This is a genomic window from Magnetospirillum aberrantis SpK (genome assembly GCF_011022235.1).
GTDB classification, from domain to species: Bacteria; Pseudomonadota; Alphaproteobacteria; order Rhodospirillales; family Magnetospirillaceae; genus Magnetospirillum; species Magnetospirillum aberrantis.
This window is the reverse complement of the sequence record NZ_JAAIYP010000034.1, coordinates 74,717-92,858: the sequence shown is the minus strand read 5'-3', so window position 1 is coordinate 92,858 and position 18,142 is coordinate 74,717. Positions and strand designations below refer to the sequence as shown.

Sequence of the window (18,142 nt, the reverse complement as noted above, 5' to 3'; positions counted from 1 at the left end):
TAGCGTTTCAGACGGCATTTGGCAAGGGCCGTTTGCCCAAAGCTTCAGGCAATTCGGGAAAATCAGCGTCGCGCGGCTTCCAGAACCGCCGGTTTCCGCAAGATGGCGGCGCAAGCCGCCGGCAGGACCGGATTGCGGCGGTTCGGACGATCCTTGGCCGAAGTCGGCAACACCACCGGCTTGGCGTTCCACGACGTCAGTTCGCCACCGCAGCCGTCACCGGGGGGAACCGGCGCCTGCGACACGCAACCGTCATCACCCGGCGTGCACGATAGACGCACATGGAAATGTTCGTCATGCCCCCACCACGGCCGCAGCTTGGCCAGCCATGCCCGGTCCTCGCCGGCACGGCGGCACGCTTCGGCCTTGATCGGCGGGTTGACAAAAATGCGCTCGACCTCGGGCGAGGACGCAGCCTGATGAAGAAGCCGATATTGGGCGTCGCCCCAGGTGTCGGGATTGACCCGCGTGCCGTGGACCATGGACACCGGCTCAGGCTGCTCCAACTCCTCTCCGCTTAAGGTACGACCGGGAAGACGGAACCAGATATCGACGTCCAGGCCATTCTGGTGGCTGCCGTGACCAAAGGCCATGGGACCGCCACGGGGTTGCGACATGTCCCCCACCAACAGCGGAGCGATACCCTGGGCGGCGGCGAACCGCCCCAGTTCCTCGATCATGGCGATGGTGCGCGGATGCCCCCAAAAGCGGTTCCGGTGCGGACGCAGCACTTGATAGCCGTCACCCGACAGCGGCAAGCCCTCGGCCCCGACGATGCACCCGGCGGCCGGCGAGCCCAGGGATTGCGTCCCTCCCGAGGCGGGAAAACGGATGGCCGCCCACGGATCGGCCGCCGAGCCGGCATGCGCGCCGGACGCCACCGAGGTCGCCAGGACCACCAAGGCCACTATCGCCGCCCCACGCCGCATCGCCACGTTCTCCGTTGTCGCCGCACCATAACGCCACAGCGATCGGGCCAAGGTCAATCACAGCGACTTTCAGTCAAGAGGGGTTTCGGCGAACTGGCGCTGAATGTCGACGATGGCGGCCTCGTTATCCTTCAGGATGGCAACGGCGGCGGGATCGAACTTCTTGCCGCTCTGCTCGGTCAGGAAGGCGAAAGCGTCGGCGGTCGTCCAGGCCGCCTTGTAAGGGCGCACCGAGGTCAGAGCGTCGAACACGTCGGCCACCGCGGTGATGCGCCCCTCCAGTGAAATGGCGTCACCGGACAGGCCGCACGGATAACCGCTGCCGTCGATAGCCTCATGATGATGGGCGACGACGTTGCGCAGCACCCGTACATAAGGGGCGCCGCCAATGCGGAAGGTGTCGGCCATGGTATCGACGATCTCGCTGCCCTTGGCCACATGGGTCTTCATGACCTCGAATTCCTCGGGTGTCAGACGCCCCGGCTTGAACAAGATCTGGTCGGGAACGGCGATCTTGCCGACGTCATGCAACGGCGCGAACTGGAACAACAGCTCCACCCATTCGTCGGACAGCCCCAGCCGGGGCGCCAGCCTCAAGGCGATCAGCCGGGCATAGCGCGCCATGCGTTCAAGATGCGCCCCCGTCTCCTCGTCACGTACCCGACTGATCTGGCGGACGGTCTTGACCGCCGCCTGGATCATGCGCACCGCGTCCAATTCCATGATGGTGTTGAGCGACACCACCTCGGCCACCGCCCGCAAGCGCTGGACCACGCCTGGGGTGAAATAGCCGCATTGAAAGGAATTGAAGAAGACGAAACCGTGAAACGTTCCCTTGTGGAACAAAGGCACGGTGTAGCTGGAAAGATAGCCGGCCTCGATCAGCTTCCTGGCATGGGCCGGCGTGCTGGCGGGGTGGTTCACCATGTCGTTGATCACCCGCCGTCCGCCGGTTCGGGCCAGGGTGGCAAGAGGAGTAAGCTCGCTCAGCCGCGCCACGCAATGTTCGAAAGGATTGTCGCCTTCGCTGGAATCGACGAAGGACTTGAGCAGATCGGTCTCGGGATCGTAGATGGCGATGGCAAGGCGGTTGATGCCGTCGAAATCACGCTTGATCTCGTCATGGAAACACGCCAGCCGCTCGGCCAGCCCCTGGTGCACAGGACGAAAATTTTGCACCACCTTAGGCGCCGTGCCCCTCCCCGACCACATATGGGCGAACTCCCTGTTCACGAGCCTTGGGCGGCTCTTCTTGGCATTGCGCACATCCTATCCCCATCGGGAGGACGGCGTCAAAGTCGTGCAGTGGGAATAAGGCCGATCAATCGAAGATGGTTTCGGCGAACCGGGCCTGGATGTCGGCGATCAGATCGGGATTCTCGACCATGACGGCAACACAATCGGGATCGAATTTGGTGCCGGCCTCGCGCTGCAACAATTCCAATGCGTCCTGGTTGCTCCATGCCGTCTTGTAGGGGCGCACGCTGGTCAATGCGTCGAACACATCGGCGACGGCGGCGATGCGGGCTTCGACAGGGATGTCGCTCCCCGCAAGCCCATAGGGATAGCCCGATCCGTCCAGCGCCTCGTGGTGATAGGCGACGATGTTACGCAGCAAATCAAAATGCGGCAGGGATTTCAGCCCGAAATCCTGCACCATCAGGTCGATGATCTGAACCCCCTTCTCCACATGGGTTTTCATCACCTCGAATTCCTCGGGCATCAACCGGCCGGGCTTCAGCAAGATGGCGTCGGGGACGGAAACCTTACCGACATCGTGCAATGGCGCGAATTGGAAGACGAACTCCACGAATTCGTCGGAAAATCCCTGCCGATCAGCCAGTTTCGAAGCGATCATACGGGCATAGCGGGCCATGCGCGCCAGATGCGCGCCCGTTTCCTCGTCACGGGCCGAACTGACCGAGCGGATAACCTTGACCGCCGCCTGCATCATGCGGACGGTGTCCAATTCGCGCATCACCGCCAGCGCGATCAGATCGGCATAGGGGCGCAGCCGGGCCAACACCGGCGCCACGAAGAAATTGGGCATGAACGAGTTGAAGAACAGGAAACCGTAGAAGGTTCCCTTGCTGGTGATCGGCACGGTGTAGCTGGAGCGGTAGCCCGACGCCACCAGCCGGACGGCGTGCTCCTGTCCGGCCTGCGCCGCCGCGTCAAGGTCGTTGATGGTGCGGCGCGCCCCGGTCCAGGCCAGTTGTTGCAGGGTCGGCATGTCCGACAGCCGCGCGATCACGTGCTCAAGCGGCGATTCGCCGTCCGAGGAATGGATGAAGGTCTTGAGCTGGTCGGAACTGCCGTCGTAAAGAGCCACGGCGATGCGGCTGAGAGACGCCAGGGAGGCGTCGCCCTTGATCTCGTCATGCAGACAGATCAGGCGTTCCGCCAACCCTCGCTGCATGGACGGCAGCGCTCCCAAGGCCGATTCCACTCGACACCCCCATTGAATGAACGGGGCAAGGTAGCAAGATGGGATGACCCAGGTCAAACGCCTAAATTAACGCCATATAAAGGCAAACGCCCGAACAATATGCGTCCGGGCGTCGCCAATGAACGTTAGAGGCGATCAGGTTCAGGACTTTTTCGCCATCTCACGCAGGATGAATTTCTGGATCTTGCCGGTCGAGGTTTTCGGCAGCGGTCCAAAGATCACGGTACGCGGGCACTTGAAGTGCGCCAGCCGTTCGCGGCAGAAGGCGATGATTTCCTTGTCGGTGATGGCCGAACCCTCTTTCAGGTTGATGAAGGCACACGGCGTCTCACCCCACTTTTCGTCGGGACGGGCAACCACGGCGGCTTCGACCACATCTGGATGCTGGAACAAAACGCCCTCGACCTCGATGGTCGAAATATTCTCGCCACCCGAAATGATGATGTCCTTGGAACGATCCTTGAGCTCGATGTAGCCGTCGGCGTGCCACACCCCCAGATCGCCGGTGTGGAACCAACCACCCGAGAACGCCTCGTCGCTGGCCTTGGGGTTCTTGAGGTAACCCTTCATCACCACGTTGCCGCGGAAGAACACCTCACCCATGGTGGCGCCGTCCTTGGTCACCGGCTCCAGGGTGTTGGGATCGGCGACCATCAGGCCTTCCTGCATCACGTAGCGCACGCCCTGGCGGGACTTGAGGCGCGCCCGCTCGTCCAGCGGCCGCTCGTCCCATTCCTCGTGCCAGGCGCAGACGGTGACCGGGCCATAGACCTCGGTCAGACCGTAGACGTGGGTGATGTTGAAGCCCTGGGCCTCGAGACGGCCGATCACCGCGGCCGGCGGCGGCGCGGCGGCGGTCATGAACTGGACCGTGTGCGGCAACGGCTTGCGGTCGGCATCGGAAGCGTTGATCAGCATGCCCATGACGATGGGAGCGCCGCACAGATGGGTGACCTTGTGCTCGGCGATGGCGTTGAACATGTTGGCGGCGTCGATCCGGCGCAGGCAGACATGGGTGCCGACCATGGCGGTGATGGTCCAGGGGAAGCACCAGCCGTTGCAGTGGAACATGGGCAGGGTCCACAGATAGACCGGATGGCCGCTCATGCCCCAGGTGACCACGTTGCCGATGGCGTTGATGTAGGAACCGCGATGGCTGTAGACCACGCCCTTGGGATTGCCGGTGGTGCCCGAGGTGTAGTTCAGCGAGATGGCTTCCCATTCGTCGGCCGGCCAGCGCCAAGCGTAGTCGGCATCGCCGGTGGCGATGAAACTTTCGTAATCGGTCTCGCCGACCAGTTCGCCGGTCTTGCACTGCGGGTCGTCGATATCGATGACCAGAAGCTTGCGGCCGATCATCCCCAGCGCCTTGCGGATCACGCCCGAAAACTCGCGGTCGGTGATCAGCACCTTGGCCTCGGCGTGTTCCAGGATGAAAGCCAGCGCCTCGGCGTCCAGACGGATATTGAGCGCGTTCAGCACGGCGCCGATCATCGGCACGCCGAAATGGGCCTCGAAAATTTCGGGAATGTTGGGGGCCATCACCGCGACGGTGTCGCCAACGCCGATGCCGCGCTTGGCCAGCGCCGAGGCCAACTGGCGGCAACGCTTGTAGGTTTCGCCCCAGGTACGGCTCAGCTCGCCGTGGATGATCGCGGTGCGGTTGGGATAGACGGACGCGGCCCGCTCGAGGAACTGCAAGGGGGTCAGCGGCACGAAATTGGCCGGATTCTTGTCCAGGTTCAGCTCGTAAGGATTATACATTTGGCGCTTTCCTCCCTTGGGCGTTGTCAGCCGTGTCCCCGCCCCCCTTCCGGACGGGTGACGGCGAGAGCATGCTTGCGACCGAGAACTTTTTCAAGTCGGCCTCGCAAGCGCACAACAGTTGACAGAGCGGTCCGACCCCGGATGAGATTGGGCATGCGCCTCGCCATCGTCTTCAACACCTCTGCCGGAACCTTCCTGCGACAGCCCCCCGGCCCGCTGGCCGAAGGCATCGCCGGCACCTTCAAAGCCGCCGGCCATACGGTCGAAACCATTATCTGCGGCCGTCGCGACCTGGCCGGGACGTTATCCACCCAGGCCCAGCGCGACGACCTGGACGCGGTGGTCTGCGGCGGTGGCGACGGCACCGTGCTCACCGCCATCCTGGCTGGATTGGGGCGTGAGCGCCCCTTGGGTATCCTGCCCCTGGGCACGCTCAACCTTCTGGCCCGTGACCTCGGCCTGCCCCTGGACCCGATCGAGGCCGCGGCCACCCTCGCCTCGGGCCGTGCCGCCGCCATCGATCTGGCCGAAGTCAATGGGCTTCCCTTCGCCATCTGGGCGTCCCTGGGGATGCATCCGTGGATCGTACGCCGACGCGACAAGCTGCAACGCGAGGGCTTGCGCAAATGGCCGGCCTTCGCCCTGGCCGCGCTTCGGGCCTTTCGTCGCTATCCGTTGGTGCGGGCGACTCTTTCGGTGGGGGACCACCAGAAAACCGTCACCACGCCTTTGCTGGTGATCTCCAACAACGCCTGGAAAGAGCGCAGGCTGCCCTTGACCCGCGAGGCGCTGGACCGGGGCGAGCTGGTGGTGCACGTGGCCAAGGTGCAATCGCGTCTGGGCCTGTTGTGGCTGGCGTTGCGCGCCCTGGTCGGCGTATGGAACACGTCCGGCCTGCTCGACACCTTCAAGGCCCACGAAGTGCGGGTCATCAGCCGCAAGCGGCGGGCCATGGTCTCGCTGGACGGCGAGGTCACGGTTTTACGTTCCCCCCTGGTGTTCAGGTCGCGGGCCCGCGGCCTTTTCGTCCTCATGCCCGCCGACAGGAAATAAACCGCCCATGCGTGTTCTCGCCCACCTTTCCGACCTGCATTTCGGCCGTACCGACCCGGTGGTGGTCGAGGCGCTGTTGGCCGACCTCGCCGCGCAAAAGCCCGATCTGGTCATCGTTTCCGGCGATTTGACCCAACGCGCCCGAACCCACCAATTCGCCGAGGCCCGCGCTTTCCTCGACCGCCTGCCGGCACCGGCCATGGTGGTTCCCGGCAACCACGACCTGGCCCCCCTGTACCGGCCGCTGAACCGCCTGTTCCGCCCCCGAGCCCGCTTCGAACACCACCTCGCGGGGCACGCCGACAGCACCATGTGGAACGACGAGCGCCTGTTGGTGGTGGGATTGGACAGCACGCGCCACCTGCGTTGGAAAAGCGGCAAGCTGCGGACCCGGCATCTGGACCAGTTGGACAATGCCTTGGCGGCGGCGCCACAGGTAGTGTGCCGGGTCGCGTTCCTGCATCACCCGCCGGCGACCGCGCTTTCCGGCCATTCCTTCGACGCCCTGGCCGACAGGGGCGTCGATCTGGTCTTGACCGGACACGCGCATAAAGCCCATCTGGAGCTGATCACCGGCCAACACCACGGCACCGCCATCCTGGTCCAGGCTTCGACCGCCTGTTCCACCCGCCTGCGCGAGGACGCCAACGGCTACGGAATCATCCGGGTCGCCATGCCGGAAACCATGGTCGAGGTCCGCGGTTGGTCGGGGGAACGGTTCCATGCGGTGCGTCAGCAGCATTACCGCAAGCATGGCGGCCACTGGAAGGAATGCCCCTAAGGCGATCTCAGCGACGCCCCAGGGCTTCCTGACGGCGACGGATTTCGTCTGGCCAGGTGGACTTGATGAAGGCGATCACCGCACGGATATCGCCATCCGACAGCTTGCCCACATAGGCCGGCATGGCCGATTTGTAGTCGGGCGGAGCATAGCGGGCCATGCCGTGCTTGGTGACCCCGAACAGATATTCGTCGGCATGGTGCCAGGTGTGGCCGCTGGCGTCGTGTGGCGGTGCCGGCAACTCGCCATTCGGTTTGCGGATGTGCCACTCGGCCTCGCCTTCCAGCCGGGCGCCGTGGCACTGCGCGCATTGAGCCACGTAAATTTCCGCACCGCGCGCCACTTGAACCCGGCTGTCTGGGTCGATGACCTGTCCGCGCAGCCATATCCATCCCCCCGTCACCACGGCGGCGGCGGCCAGGAAAACGGACAAGGCAACAAAACGACGGCGCGACATGACGGCGATTATAGCGGTAGCGCGCAGGAACGACAGTCCTCTGACGCGCGAAAAAGCAAGCCGGGTTTGCAAACGGCGACGATGGAGGCATCATGGTCGCCCGCCAAGCAAGAGGTTCCCCCATGAGCACCGTCCTGATCTCGATTTTCTGTCCCGACCGCACAGGATTGGTCGCCGCCATCACCGGCCGGCTGTTCGAAGTGGGCGCCAATCTGGGCGACACCAGCTTCGCCATGCTGGGCACGGGCGCCGAGTTCACCTCGGTTTGCGACCTTCCGTCCGACATTTCGGCCGCCGACCTGGAAAGCGATCTGGCGTCCCTGCCGGAACTGGCCGGGGCACGGGTGGACGTGCGGGCGTTCGAGATGGAATCGGCCGCCGGCCCCATGGGCAAGATCAGCCACCGCATCGTGTTGTCCGGCGGCGACCGCCCCGGCCTGATTGCCCGGTTATCCGAAGCGTTCGGCACGTTCCAGGCCAATATCGTGCGGCTTGACGCACAACGTGTTCCCGAACAGGGGCTCTATGTCACCCGCCTGTCGGTGGCCATTCCCGAACGAACCGAAGCCTGTCTGAACACGGTGGCCAACACCGCCGGCGAATTGCACCTTTCCTGTCATATCGAAGAGGCGTGAGAAGGTTCACGCGAAACTTTTAATCCAACAAGACATCCCATTGAAATAGTTAATCAATGACGATGGATATCAGCAGCGTCTTTTGAAGCGGATTGAAGTTGTCGTCAGCCACAAGGTAGACGACGACGCGCCCATCGGAACGGACACGTACCGCCATCGCCTCGTAATTGTCCACCAGCAAGGGCGGGGCCAGAATGAACAACTCACGTCCCTGAATCGCACCCCCTGGGCGCAGGTCGTCCAAGGCGATACGGGACAACCGGATGGCCACGCCGGATAAAACGTCGAAGCGCCGTTCAAGAAGCAACACGTCGCCCCCCGGCATCTGAGCCACCGCCGTCGGCTGGAAATCCGCATTCCGGGCAAAGGCCAAGCGGCGCCACTTTCCGGGTTGGCCGATCCAGGCCAAGCCATGTCCGCCCCCGTCCACCCCATCCTCGGACAACAGCAACAACCGGCCATCCGAAAGGACCGTCATGGCTTCCACACCGCCATTGGCCGGTTGCCGGGCAAAGCCTTCGGGGACTGACTGGCCATGCGGCGCGGCGGACAGGTCGTCGCCATAAAGCATCAGACGATGCTCACGCTCGAAGCTGACCAGCCAACCGCCGGGCACCCGGACCAGTTCCTCCGCGTCGCCATGGTCCTTACCGCCATCGGCGCCGCCCAGCCCGCCTTGCTGCAAAAGGCCGAAAGCCACGGGCCGGCCGATGGCATCGACAGCCATGGGAAAACGCAGCCAGCGCCCGGAATCGTTGACAGCGGTAACCATCGTTCCGTCGTAGGCCATCCCTGAAATACCGCCAAAGCCGCCGGGACCACGCAACTCGTGAACCGAAAGCACTTCGACCGCGCCCTGGCGATTCCGCGCCGGATCGTCCTGATCCAGCAACCGCGCCACCCCTTCGACCCTGCCGAGCGGAGAAGCGCCGCAAGACCACAACAGGCCACAGACGGCCAGAAACAGGAACCATCGCCCCATCAGCGTCCCACCTTCTTCTCTTGCATCTGGCTTAAGTGATCCCGGTTGGGCAATATGCCGGGCATGAACCTGGAAATCTCCACCTGTTTTCCCCAATTCAGCCACCTGGACGCGGACTCTGCCCGCCTTCTGGAAAACAACGCCCGGCTGATGGATATCCCCAGCGGTACCGTGCTGTTTCGCGACGGCGCCGAATGCTCCAGCTATGTCCTGGTGCTGGAAGGGTCGATCCGGGTCCAGAAGGTGTCGGAAAACGGTCGCGAGATCGTGCTCTATCGTGTCGAACGGGGACAATCCTGCGTTCTCACCACCAATTGCCTGATCGCACGCGAAGATTACGCGGCCCAAGGCGTGACGGAAACCGACGTCCGCGCCCTGGTGCTGCCGGCCACCACCTTCCGCGCCCTGTTGAGCAAATCCGAGGCGTTCCGCGACTTCGTCTTTTCCGCCTACGCAACCCGTATCGCCGACTTGTTGCTGCTGATCCAGGAAGTGGCGTTCGGCCGCATCGACGTGCGCTTGGCCGGGTGGTTGCGCTCGCGGACAGCCTCCGGCGACGCCATCGTCGCCACCCATCAGGACATCGCCACCGAACTGGGCTCGGCGCGTGAGGTGATCAGCCGCCAACTCAAGGAATTCGAAAGGCGCGGCTGGGTCGCCCTGCATCGGGGCCGGGTCGAGATCAAGAGCCGCGACGGACTGGCCAGCCTGGCCTGACCTTCTGTGACCTAGTCACGGACCATCCCGTGAAAAGGGATTACACCGGCGCCAGTTTCATTCATCGGAGGTCCGACCCATGACCAAGAACGTTGGCGGTATCGACCGCATCCTGCGCATCCTCGTCGGTTTGGTGCTGATCGCGCTGGCGGTCACCGGCACCGTCGGCGTGTGGGGGTACATCGGCGTCGTGCCGCTGTTCACCGCGCTTCTGGGCTGGTGCCCGGCCTACTCGATCCTCAAGGTCAACACCTGCGGCTGCAAGAAGGACGCGTAAACCTCACGGTTTACAGCCTTCGCCCCTCTTGCCGCCACATCATTCCGGTGGCGACATGGGTAGAGGAATGCGGGGACCGCTGGCCTTTGGCCCGGTCCCCGTTTTTTTGCCTCTCGCCCGGTTTTCTCCGGCAAAGTCGTTTCGCTAACGGACGGAAATGCCGTTCAGACGCCCTGTCGACAGTCGTCAACCAAACGTCAACCACCCCCGCCATTGCCCACGGAGAGAGCTCCCCTGCCCGCGCTTTAAGCAGATCCCTCACGCCGCCCACGGCAAAGTCTTCGCTCGACAACAGGCACGCAAGTTGCAACGATTCGAGGGAGGGGTTTGATCGACAGAGGGAGGGCCATGGCTTTCGACGAAATGAAGGCACCGGACGGCGGAGTGAGTTCCCCCTACCGGGCTTACGAAAAGTGGCTGTTGTCGGCAGCGCCCGACCTGCTGCCCCGCAAACACGAACAAGCCGACGAACTGTTTCGACGAATCGGCATCACCTTCAACGTTTACGGTGACCAGGACGGCACCGAGCGACTGATTCCCTTCGACCCGATTCCGCGCATCCTGACCAGCAAGGAATGGCGCCGGGTACACGACGGCTGCATCCAGCGGGTCAAGGCGCTGAACGCCTTCATCCACGACATCTACCACGGCCAGGAAATCCTGAAGGCCGGGATCGTGCCGGCCGAGCATGTGCTGGGCAACGACAGCTACCGCCCCGAGATGCAAGGCATCGACATCGCCCGCGACGTCTATGTCCAGATCGCCGGCGTCGATGTGGTGCGCACCGGCGCCGATGAATTTTATGTGCTCGAGGACAACCTGCGTACGCCGTCGGGAGTGTCCTACATGCTTGAGGATCGGGCCATGATGATGCGCCTGTTCCCCGACCTGTTCGCCCTGCACCGCGTCCGCCCGGTCGACCATTACCCCGACCTGCTGCTCAAGGCATTGCGTAGCGTGGCGCCGCCCGCCTGTGACGGCGAGCCGTGCGTGGTGGTGTTGACGCCCGGATATTACAACAGCGCCTATTTCGAACACGCCTTCCTGGCTGAACAGATGGGCGTCGAACTGGTCGAAGGACGCGATCTGTTCGTCGATGACGGCTTGGTGTGGATGCGGACCACGCGCGGCCCCAAACGGGTTGACGTGATCTATCGCCGCATCGACGACGATTTCCTGGACCCGCGTGCCTTCCGTTCCGATTCGACGCTGGGCGTGGCCGGGCTGTTGTCGGCCTATGCCAAGGGTGGCGTGACGTTGGCCAATGCCATCGGCACCGGCGTCGCCGACGACAAGTCCACCTACATCCACGTTCCCGAGATGATCAAGTTCTACCTGGGCGAGGAACCGATCCTGCCCAACGTGCCCACCTGGCGCCTGGAACGCGAGGACGAACGCAAGTACGTGCTTGAGCATCTGAGCGCACTGGTGGTCAAGGAGGTTCACGGATCGGGCGGTTACGGCATGCTGGTCGGCCCGACCTCGACCAAGGAACAGATCGAGACGTTCCGCGCCAAGATCCTGGCCAATCCCGGCAACTACATCGCTCAGCCGACGCTGGCGTTGTCAACCTGCCCGACCTTAGTTGACAAAGGGATCGCGCCACGCCACGTGGACCTTCGTCCCTTCGTTTTGTCGGGCGAGACCACAACGCTGGTGCCGGGCGGCCTGACCCGCGTCGCGTTGAAGGAAGGCTCCCTGGTGGTGAATTCCAGCCAGGGCGGCGGAACCAAGGACACCTGGGTGTTGGAGGACGACGAATGCTGAGCCGCACCGCCGACCACCTGTATTGGATGAGCCGCAACATCGAGCGCGCCGAGAACATCGCCCGCTTCCTCGATGTCGCCAACCGGCTGTCGCTGTCGGGCGGCAACGCCCGCGATTGCTGGCAACCGGCCTTGACCATCACCGGCGGCACCGAGGCGTACCAGGAACGTCACGGCCAAGTCGTCGCCGTCAGCGTCATTTCGTGGGCGGTGCTGGACCCGGCCAACCCCTCCTCCATCTATTCCTGCCTGCGTATCGCCCGCGAGAATGCCCATGCGGTCCGCAGCGTCATCCCGACCGAGTTGTGGGAAATCATCAATTCCACGTGGCTCGAGCTCAAGAATATCGACGGCCACCGTCTGCGCGAACAGGGGCTGACCGGGTTTTGTGAATGGATCAAGGAACGTTCGCACACCGTGCGGGGCGCCACCCATTCCACCATGCTGCGTGACGAGGCGTTCTGGTTCGTCCGTCTGGGCACCTTCCTGGAACGCTCGGACAACACCGCCCGTCTGTTGGGAGTACGTTCCGAAGGCGTCACCGCCGACACCCGCGTCGTGTCGGCGTCGGCCCAATTGCATTGGGCGGCGGTGTTGAAGTCGGTATCGGCCTACAAATCCTATCGCGCACTGACCCGCGACGATGTGTCGCCGGCCGGCGTGGCCGACATGCTGATCATGAATCCCGCCATGCCGCGCTCGTTGCACACCTGCATGGACACGGTCTCGACCATATTGGAACGCATCTCGCCGACAGCGGAATGCACCAGGATGGCCGGTGCCGCCTATGCCCGGCTGCATTACGGCAAGCTGTCGGAATTGCTGGCGAACGGCTTGGACAAGTTCGTAAGCCAGTTCATCTTGGACAACAACGCGCTGGGAACCGAAATCCACGAGGATTTCCTGATGTCGTCCTGACACCAGGACGCGGCGGGCAAATCTCGTCGCGCCTTGGACGGCCACGAATGGGCCGCGCACGCCACAGCGCATGCGCGGCCAATCCTGTCATCGCGCAAAAAAGGGGGAGGGAAGAAACGATGACCTATTGTGTGGCCATGGCCCTGGACCAGGGATTGGTCCTGGCGTCCGATTCCCGGACCAATGCCGGCGTAGACCACATTTCCACCTATCGCAAGATGCGCATCTGGCACCGGGACGATGAGCGGGTGCTGGTGTTGATGAGCGCCGGCAATCTGGCCATTACTCAGGCGGTGGTGGCGGTGCTTGAACAAAACGTCAAGGCGGAAAGCGAGGGCCATTCCCTGATGATGGCGCCGTCGCTTTACGACTGCGCGGTGCTGGTCGGTCAGGCGGTGCGTCAGGTTCACGCCCGCGACGCCAAGGCACTCAAGGAAAACGGCGTGGACTTCAACGTGTCCCTGATCCTGGGCGGCCAGATCAAGGGCGAGGCGCCGCGCCTGTTCCTGGTCTACGCCGCCGGCAATTTCATCGAAGCGACGCCCGAGACCCCCTATTTCCAGATCGGCGAAAGCAAGTACGGCAAGCCGGTGATCGACCGTGTCATCAAGCCGGGAACCGACCTGACCCAGGCGGCCAAATGCGCGCTGCTGTCGTTGGATTCGACCATCCGTTCCAACGTCACCGTGGGCTTGCCCATCGATCTTCTGTTGTATCGTCGGGACAGCTTCAGCATCGACAACCATCAACTGATCCAGGAACACGACCCTTATTTCGAGGACATCCGTGCGCGCTGGGGGCAAGGGTTGAACAGCCTGTTCCAGGTGATCCCCGATCCGCCATGGGCCATTAAATAATCAAAACCATCCGAAAAGCGCGTTGATCGTGAGACGCAACGGCATGGGGCGCTGGCGCAGGACCGAGGCGTCGAAAGCGTCCCACCCCGCCCGCTCCAGGCGGCGCAAATGGCCGGCGGCCAAAGTGGCGGACAGAACCGCCGGCAACACCCGGCGCGAAACCCGACGCTTGCGGATCGCACGCAAATCTTCCGCTGCCTGCCGCCCCAGGACCGCCACCGCCTTGGCCATGGCTTCCCGCGAAGCCTTGCCCGCCAACACCTCGTCCGTCGAACAGCCCGACGGGGTCAGAATCTCGGCCGGCAGGGTGAGCCAGCCCTGCGCCAGATGAACAGGCAAGGCGCGCAACAGGCCCGTCGTCGCCCAGATCCGGCCGACCTGACGCGCGATGTCGCGGCTGTCTCCATCCGTCTCCCCCAGCGCCAACACCCCCAGTTCGGCCAATGTTCCCGCCGTCTGCTGGGCGTAGATGGCCAATTCTGATCGGGTGGCGAAGGGGGATTGCGCCAAATCCTGTTCGCGGGCCGTCAGCATCAGGTCGAACAGCGCCGCCGGCAATTGCCGCTCACGCACCAGCGCCAGCAACGGTCCCGCCACCGGGTGACGGGCGGCCTCGTCGTCGCGTTCGCCGTTCAGAACGTCGCGCCACCATTGCAGCCGAATCAATCCCGCCACGTCCTCGCGCACATTTTCCCGCACACGGGCTATCTCCAGATTGAAGGCGTAAAGAGTCAACAACGCCTCGCGCTCTGGCTCGGGCGCGAACAAGGCGGTGACGAAACGCTCGCGGTCGTGCCGGTGAACGTCACGGGCGGCCTCGGACATGGACGGCGATGGGGGCATGAAACGCAAATCTCCTCTACCAGCGCGGTGCTGGCTGGGCATATACTAGATTTTTCTCAGCACTGCACCAATGGGAGGTCCCCTTTGCCCCGGGCCGCCGTTGTCGCCTTGCCAGCCTCAACCTCGAAAACCGCCACCCAGGAGAATTTTCCGGTGGCGTCCTTGTTGTTGCCCGCCGCCACCCGCGCGCGGGTCATGGCCTTCTACCACTTCGCCCGTATCGCCGACGACATCGCCGACAACCCGGCCTTGACTGCCGACAGCAAGATTCTGCGCCTCGACGCGCTTGAGGAAACGTTGTGCGGACGGCACGAAGCCAACGAATACACCGAAAGCGCCCAAGGCCTGCGCGATGCCGTTGGCGGCGACGAGGTGCTTTTGGGCCACGCCGCCCAATTGCTACAGGCCTTTCGGCGCGACGCGGTCAGCGACCATTGCCGCGATTGGGGCGACCTGATGCTGTATTGCCAGTTCTCGGCCGCGCCGGTGGGCCGTTTCCTGCTGGCACTGCACGGGGAGAATCCGACAGCCACGACCGCCACCGATTCCTTGTGCGCGGCGCTTCAGGTCCTGAACCACATCCAGGATTGCGGCGAGGACTATCGTGTGTTGGGACGGGTCTACGTCCCCCGCGTCTGGCTGGCCGGACACGGCATCGACAACGATGCTTTCCTGGACGAGGCTACTTCTCCTGCCCTGCGTCAGGTGTTCGACCTGACCCTTGACCACGTCGATGCCCTGCTCGACATGGCCCGGCCATTGCCAAGCCGTATCCGCGACCACCGCCTGCGCCTCGAAGCCGCCGTCACCTTGACGGTGGCGGAACGGCTGTCGGAACGGTTACGCCGCCGCGACCCGCTGGCGTCCAAGGTGCGCCTGACCGCTATGGGGTATGCTGGCGCGGTGTTGACCGGCTTGTGGCGTGGATTGCGGGCATGAGCGGTAGAAGTTCGTCCTTTTACTGGGCCATGCGGTTGTTGCCGCCCGCCCGGCGCAAGGCCATGTTCGCCCTTTATGGCTATTGCCGCATGCTCGATGACGTCGCGGACAGCAACGAACCGATCGACACGCGCCGTGCTCGTCTGGCGGTGGTGCGAGGCACCCTTGCCGCCTTGCATGAAACAGGCGTCTGCCTTGACCCGACCCTGGCCGCCCTGAGCCCCGCCATCCGTCAATACGACCTGCCGCGCGCCGAATTGGAAGCGCTGATCGATGGCATGGAAAGCGATGTCAATGGGCCATTGACAGCCCCCACCTGGGAGCAGTTGCAGCTTTATTGCCGGCGCGTCGCCGGATCGGTCGGCATGCTGGCGATTCGCATTTTCGGCCGGCCCGACGCCGGGACCTTCGCGGTTACCTTGGGCGAAGCGTTGCAACTGACCAACATCCTCCGCGACGTGGCCGAGGATGCCCGGCTGGGGCGCCTTTACCTGCCGGTCCAGGCACTGGACGCCGCCGGCATCCTGGTTCACTCGCCGCGCGCGGTGCTGACCCACCCCGCCTTGCCCGCCGCCTGCTCCATCGTGGCCCAGCGGGCGAAAACGGCTTTCGAGGAAGCCAATGCGGAACTGACACGTATCGGGCGCAAGCGGTTGCTGCCGGCGATCATGATGATGGCGACATACCGCCGTCAGTTGGCGCGCCTGGAGGAACGGGGCTGGCGCGATCCCGAGCGGCCGCCCCGGTTGTCGCGGCTGTCGCGGTTGTGGATCGCGCTCAGGGTGGCGGCGGCGGGATCGTGAGCCCCACGCTGCACGTCATCGGCGCTGGCCTTGCCGGCCTGTCGGCGGCGGTGGCGGCGGCCCGTGACGGCTGGCGGGTGGCGTTGCACGAAGCAGCCCCCATGGCCGGGGGGCGATGCCGGTCGTTTCGCTGTCATCTGCTCGACCGCGCCCTCGATAACGGCAGCCACCTGTTGCTGGGCGCGAACCGGAACGCCCTGGCGTTCGCCGCGGCCGTCGGCGGCGGCGAGACCTTGGCCGTTCTTCCCCCCCGCTTCCCCTTTCTCGACGTGAAAACCCATCGCCTGTGGGAGGTGCGCCCAGGCCGCTTGCCCGCCGGAGTGTGGCAGACCATACGTGCCCTGGGACTGACCGGAATTCCCCACGGCCAGAGCGTCGCCAACCGCCTTGGCAAAACCTCTGCTTTCGCCCATTTGTGGAAACCGTTATGCGAGGCGATCCTCAACACGCCGCCGGAACAGGCGTCGGCACAATTGCTGGCGCGGGTCCTGCGCACGGTTTTCCTGGGCGGGCACGCCGCCGCCCGCCCTCATGTGGCCGCCGCCGGCCTGTCGGCGCTGTTTTCCGCCCCCGCCGAGGCGACGCTGGCCGCCCATGGCGCCAGTTTACGCTATGGCCGGCGCCTGACGGCCATCGGACCGCATGTGCTGGAATTCGACAACGGACCCGTTCCCATCCGCGATGGCGACCGCGCCGTGCTGGCGGTGCCACCATGGGTGGCCAGCCAGTTGCTCCCGGCACTGCCGCCCCTTGCCACCTCGTCCATCGTCAACCTTCATTTCCGCCTGGACCACACGGCCATCCTGCCCGGCGGCATGCCTTTCCTGGCCTTGGTCGAAAGTCTGGCGCAATGGCTGTTCGTCCGCGAAGACGTGGTTTCGGTGACCATTTCCGCCGCCGGGTCCCTGGTCGATCGCCCGGCCGCCGCCATCGCGCAACAGGTTTGGCAGGAAATCGCCCCGCTGCTCCAAGGGGCTCCACAGCATTTGCCACCCTTTCGGGTGATCAAGGAACGGCGCGCCACCTTGGCCCACACCCCGGCCATCTTGCGCCGCCGCCCCGGTCCGGCCACGCATCTGGAATGGCTGTTTCTGGCCGGAGACTGGCTTTCCGCTCCCTGGCCCTGCACCATGGAAGCAGCGGTCGCCTCGGGCCTTTCCGCAGCCCGTCTGGCCTTGGGACGCGACGACATGTCGTTCGCATGATAAGATTTTAGCCTCTTCACAACACCGCATGGACTACCTATGTTGTGCGGCAGGTTTAGACCTTTTCCAAACTAGACATTCTGCAAAAGAGGCATCGACATGGCTTTCGAGCTTCCCGCTCTCCCCTACGACAAGTCGGCGCTGGAGCCCCACATCTCGGCCCAGACCCTGGACTTCCACCATGGCAAGCACCACAACGCCTATGTGGTCAACCTGAACAACCTGACCAAGGACACCGACCTGGCGACCAAGCCGCTGGAAGAGGTGATCCTGGCTGCCGCCAAGGATCTGCCGGCCAAGCAGGGTGTGTTCAACAACGCCGCCCAGGTGTGGAACCACACCTTCTTCTGGAATTGCATGAAGAAGGGTGGCGGCGGCAAGCCGTCGGGCAAGGTTCTGGCCGCCATCGAAGCCGCTTTCGGCTCGTACGAGAAGTTCGCCGAGGAATTCAAGAGCGCCGCCGTGACCCAGTTCGGTTCGGGCTGGGCGTGGCTGGTTGTGGACAACGGCGCGCTCAAGATCGCCAAGACCGGCAACGCCGACCTGCCGATGGCGCATGGCCAAAAGGCCCTGTTGACCGTGGACGTGTGGGAACACGCCTATTACCTGGACTACCAGAACCGTCGCCCCGATTTCGTCCAGGCCTTCCTGGACCATCTGGTCAACTGGGATTTCGTCGAGAAGAACCTGGGCTGAGCCCAGATTTCGTGGTAAAGCAACGGCCTCTCCCCAAAAGAGAGGCCGTTTCCACATTTTTGCCACCT

The 18,142-nt window shown here is 63.9% G+C and carries 19 protein-coding genes; 12 read left to right on the top strand and 7 right to left on the bottom strand.

Features of this window, described 5'->3' with window-relative positions:
* Window positions 1-62: 62 nt before the first annotated feature.
* The 4 genes from mepA to G4223_RS06670 all read right to left on the bottom strand — a co-directional run bounded on the left by mepA (window position 63) and on the right by G4223_RS06670 (window position 5,142).
* A complete protein-coding gene (gene mepA, locus G4223_RS06685; RefSeq protein WP_163677586.1) occupies window positions 63-929 on the bottom strand; it encodes a penicillin-insensitive murein endopeptidase in 867 nt (288 codons plus the stop codon).
* Window positions 930-998: 69 nt separating this feature from the next.
* A complete protein-coding gene (locus G4223_RS06680) occupies window positions 999-2,108 on the bottom strand; it encodes an HD domain-containing phosphohydrolase (protein ID WP_338086832.1) in 1,110 nt (369 codons plus the stop codon).
* A gap of 142 nt (window positions 2,109-2,250) precedes the next feature.
* Entirely contained in the window at window positions 2,251-3,378 is a 1,128-nt protein-coding gene (locus G4223_RS06675) for an HD-GYP domain-containing protein (RefSeq protein ID WP_338086831.1), read from the bottom strand.
* 141 nt (window positions 3,379-3,519) lie between these two features.
* Window positions 3,520-5,142: an acyl-CoA synthetase gene (locus tag G4223_RS06670; RefSeq protein WP_163676850.1), complete on the bottom strand. Its 1,623-nt coding sequence runs from the start codon at window positions 5,140-5,142 to the stop codon at window positions 3,520-3,522.
* A 156-nt stretch (window positions 5,143-5,298) separates the two neighbouring features.
* Here G4223_RS06670 and mamU point away from each other — a divergent pair, with 156 nt between their 5' ends.
* A complete protein-coding gene (mamU, locus tag G4223_RS06665; RefSeq protein ID WP_163676847.1) occupies window positions 5,299-6,198 on the top strand; it encodes a lipid kinase MamU in 900 nt (299 codons plus the stop codon).
* A 7-nt stretch (window positions 6,199-6,205) separates the two neighbouring features.
* Window positions 6,206-6,979, top strand: a complete 774-nt coding sequence (locus G4223_RS06660; RefSeq protein WP_163676844.1) for a metallophosphoesterase family protein — start codon at window positions 6,206-6,208, stop codon at window positions 6,977-6,979.
* Window positions 6,980-6,986: 7 nt separating this feature from the next.
* Here G4223_RS06660 and G4223_RS06655 read toward each other — a convergent pair whose 3' ends face one another.
* Window positions 6,987-7,436 (bottom strand): c-type cytochrome, encoded by a 450-nt coding sequence (locus G4223_RS06655; RefSeq protein ID WP_163676840.1) that lies wholly within the window; start codon window positions 7,434-7,436, stop codon window positions 6,987-6,989.
* 122 nt (window positions 7,437-7,558) lie between these two features.
* Between G4223_RS06655 and G4223_RS06650 the strand changes: the two genes are divergently transcribed.
* The gene (locus G4223_RS06650; protein ID WP_163676837.1) at window positions 7,559-8,071 is read left to right on the top strand and encodes a glycine cleavage system transcriptional repressor; all 513 of its coding nucleotides are present in this window, start codon (window positions 7,559-7,561) and stop codon (window positions 8,069-8,071) included.
* Between the two features lie 49 nt (window positions 8,072-8,120).
* Here G4223_RS06650 and G4223_RS06645 read toward each other — a convergent pair whose 3' ends face one another.
* A complete protein-coding gene (locus G4223_RS06645; RefSeq protein ID WP_163676834.1) occupies window positions 8,121-9,053 on the bottom strand; it encodes an esterase-like activity of phytase family protein in 933 nt (310 codons plus the stop codon).
* A 63-nt stretch (window positions 9,054-9,116) separates the two neighbouring features.
* On the opposite strand from G4223_RS06645, the gene G4223_RS06640 reads away from it, so the two are divergent.
* The 5 genes from G4223_RS06640 (at window position 9,117) to G4223_RS06620 (ending at window position 13,588) form a co-directional block, all read left to right on the top strand.
* Window positions 9,117-9,770 (top strand): Crp/Fnr family transcriptional regulator, encoded by a 654-nt coding sequence (locus tag G4223_RS06640; RefSeq protein WP_163676831.1) that lies wholly within the window; start codon window positions 9,117-9,119, stop codon window positions 9,768-9,770.
* A gap of 79 nt (window positions 9,771-9,849) precedes the next feature.
* The gene (locus G4223_RS06635; RefSeq protein ID WP_163676828.1) at window positions 9,850-10,047 is read left to right on the top strand and encodes a YgaP family membrane protein; all 198 of its coding nucleotides are present in this window, start codon (window positions 9,850-9,852) and stop codon (window positions 10,045-10,047) included.
* Window positions 10,048-10,395: 348 nt separating this feature from the next.
* Window positions 10,396-11,814, top strand: a complete 1,419-nt coding sequence (locus tag G4223_RS06630; RefSeq protein WP_163676825.1) for a circularly permuted type 2 ATP-grasp protein — start codon at window positions 10,396-10,398, stop codon at window positions 11,812-11,814.
* Window positions 11,808-12,731 (top strand): alpha-E domain-containing protein, encoded by a 924-nt coding sequence (locus tag G4223_RS06625; protein WP_163676822.1) that lies wholly within the window; start codon window positions 11,808-11,810, stop codon window positions 12,729-12,731. Before G4223_RS06630 ends, G4223_RS06625 begins: the two co-directional genes overlap by 7 nt.
* A gap of 119 nt (window positions 12,732-12,850) precedes the next feature.
* Window positions 12,851-13,588, top strand: a complete 738-nt coding sequence (locus tag G4223_RS06620) for a proteasome-type protease (RefSeq protein ID WP_163676819.1) — start codon at window positions 12,851-12,853, stop codon at window positions 13,586-13,588.
* Here the strand turns inward: G4223_RS06620 and G4223_RS06615 are convergent, their stop codons facing one another.
* Entirely contained in the window at window positions 13,589-14,431 is an 843-nt protein-coding gene (locus G4223_RS06615) for a phytoene/squalene synthase family protein (RefSeq protein ID WP_163676816.1), read from the bottom strand.
* Between the two features lie 27 nt (window positions 14,432-14,458).
* Between G4223_RS06615 and hpnC the strand changes: the two genes are divergently transcribed.
* From hpnC to G4223_RS06595, 4 genes are all read left to right on the top strand, one after another.
* A complete protein-coding gene (hpnC, locus tag G4223_RS06610) occupies window positions 14,459-15,370 on the top strand; it encodes a squalene synthase HpnC (RefSeq protein ID WP_338086830.1) in 912 nt (303 codons plus the stop codon).
* Window positions 15,367-16,173, top strand: a complete 807-nt coding sequence (gene hpnD, locus G4223_RS06605; protein ID WP_163676810.1) for a presqualene diphosphate synthase HpnD — start codon at window positions 15,367-15,369, stop codon at window positions 16,171-16,173. Before hpnC ends, hpnD begins: the two co-directional genes overlap by 4 nt.
* Window positions 16,170-17,378 carry a hydroxysqualene dehydroxylase gene (locus G4223_RS06600; RefSeq protein WP_338086829.1) on the top strand — a complete coding sequence of 403 codons (1,209 nt, stop codon included), beginning with the start codon at window positions 16,170-16,172 and terminating at the stop codon, window positions 17,376-17,378. The genes hpnD and G4223_RS06600 overlap by 4 nt, the downstream gene beginning before the upstream one ends.
* Window positions 17,379-17,477: 99 nt before the next feature.
* Complete coding sequence (locus G4223_RS06595) at window positions 17,478-18,074, top strand: superoxide dismutase (protein ID WP_163676806.1); 597 nt, start codon at window positions 17,478-17,480, stop codon at window positions 18,072-18,074.
* Window positions 18,075-18,142 lie beyond the last annotated feature (68 nt).

Coding starts and splice junctions, on each gene's coding strand:
- G4223_RS06630 (WP_163676825.1), top strand. CDS start 10,396: ATGGCTTTCGACGAAATGAAGGCACCGGACGGCGGAGTGAGTTCCCCC.
- mamU (WP_163676847.1), top strand. CDS start 5,299: ATGCGCCTCGCCATCGTCTTCAACACCTCTGCCGGAACCTTCCTGCGA.
- G4223_RS06640 (WP_163676831.1), top strand. CDS start 9,117: ATGAACCTGGAAATCTCCACCTGTTTTCCCCAATTCAGCCACCTGGAC.
- G4223_RS06670 (WP_163676850.1), bottom strand. CDS start 5,142: ATGTATAATCCTTACGAGCTGAACCTGGACAAGAATCCGGCCAATTTC.
- G4223_RS06650 (WP_163676837.1), top strand. CDS start 7,559: ATGAGCACCGTCCTGATCTCGATTTTCTGTCCCGACCGCACAGGATTG.
- G4223_RS06615 (WP_163676816.1), bottom strand. CDS start 14,431: ATGCCCCCATCGCCGTCCATGTCCGAGGCCGCCCGTGACGTTCACCGG.
- mepA (WP_163677586.1), bottom strand. CDS start 929: ATGCGGCGTGGGGCGGCGATAGTGGCCTTGGTGGTCCTGGCGACCTCG.
- G4223_RS06645 (WP_163676834.1), bottom strand. CDS start 9,053: ATGGGGCGATGGTTCCTGTTTCTGGCCGTCTGTGGCCTGTTGTGGTCT.
- hpnD (WP_163676810.1), top strand. CDS start 15,367: ATGAGCGGTAGAAGTTCGTCCTTTTACTGGGCCATGCGGTTGTTGCCG.
- G4223_RS06660 (WP_163676844.1), top strand. CDS start 6,206: ATGCGTGTTCTCGCCCACCTTTCCGACCTGCATTTCGGCCGTACCGAC.
- G4223_RS06655 (WP_163676840.1), bottom strand. CDS start 7,436: ATGTCGCGCCGTCGTTTTGTTGCCTTGTCCGTTTTCCTGGCCGCCGCC.
- G4223_RS06595 (WP_163676806.1), top strand. CDS start 17,478: ATGGCTTTCGAGCTTCCCGCTCTCCCCTACGACAAGTCGGCGCTGGAG.
- G4223_RS06635 (WP_163676828.1), top strand. CDS start 9,850: ATGACCAAGAACGTTGGCGGTATCGACCGCATCCTGCGCATCCTCGTC.
- G4223_RS06625 (WP_163676822.1), top strand. CDS start 11,808: ATGCTGAGCCGCACCGCCGACCACCTGTATTGGATGAGCCGCAACATC.
- G4223_RS06620 (WP_163676819.1), top strand. CDS start 12,851: ATGACCTATTGTGTGGCCATGGCCCTGGACCAGGGATTGGTCCTGGCG.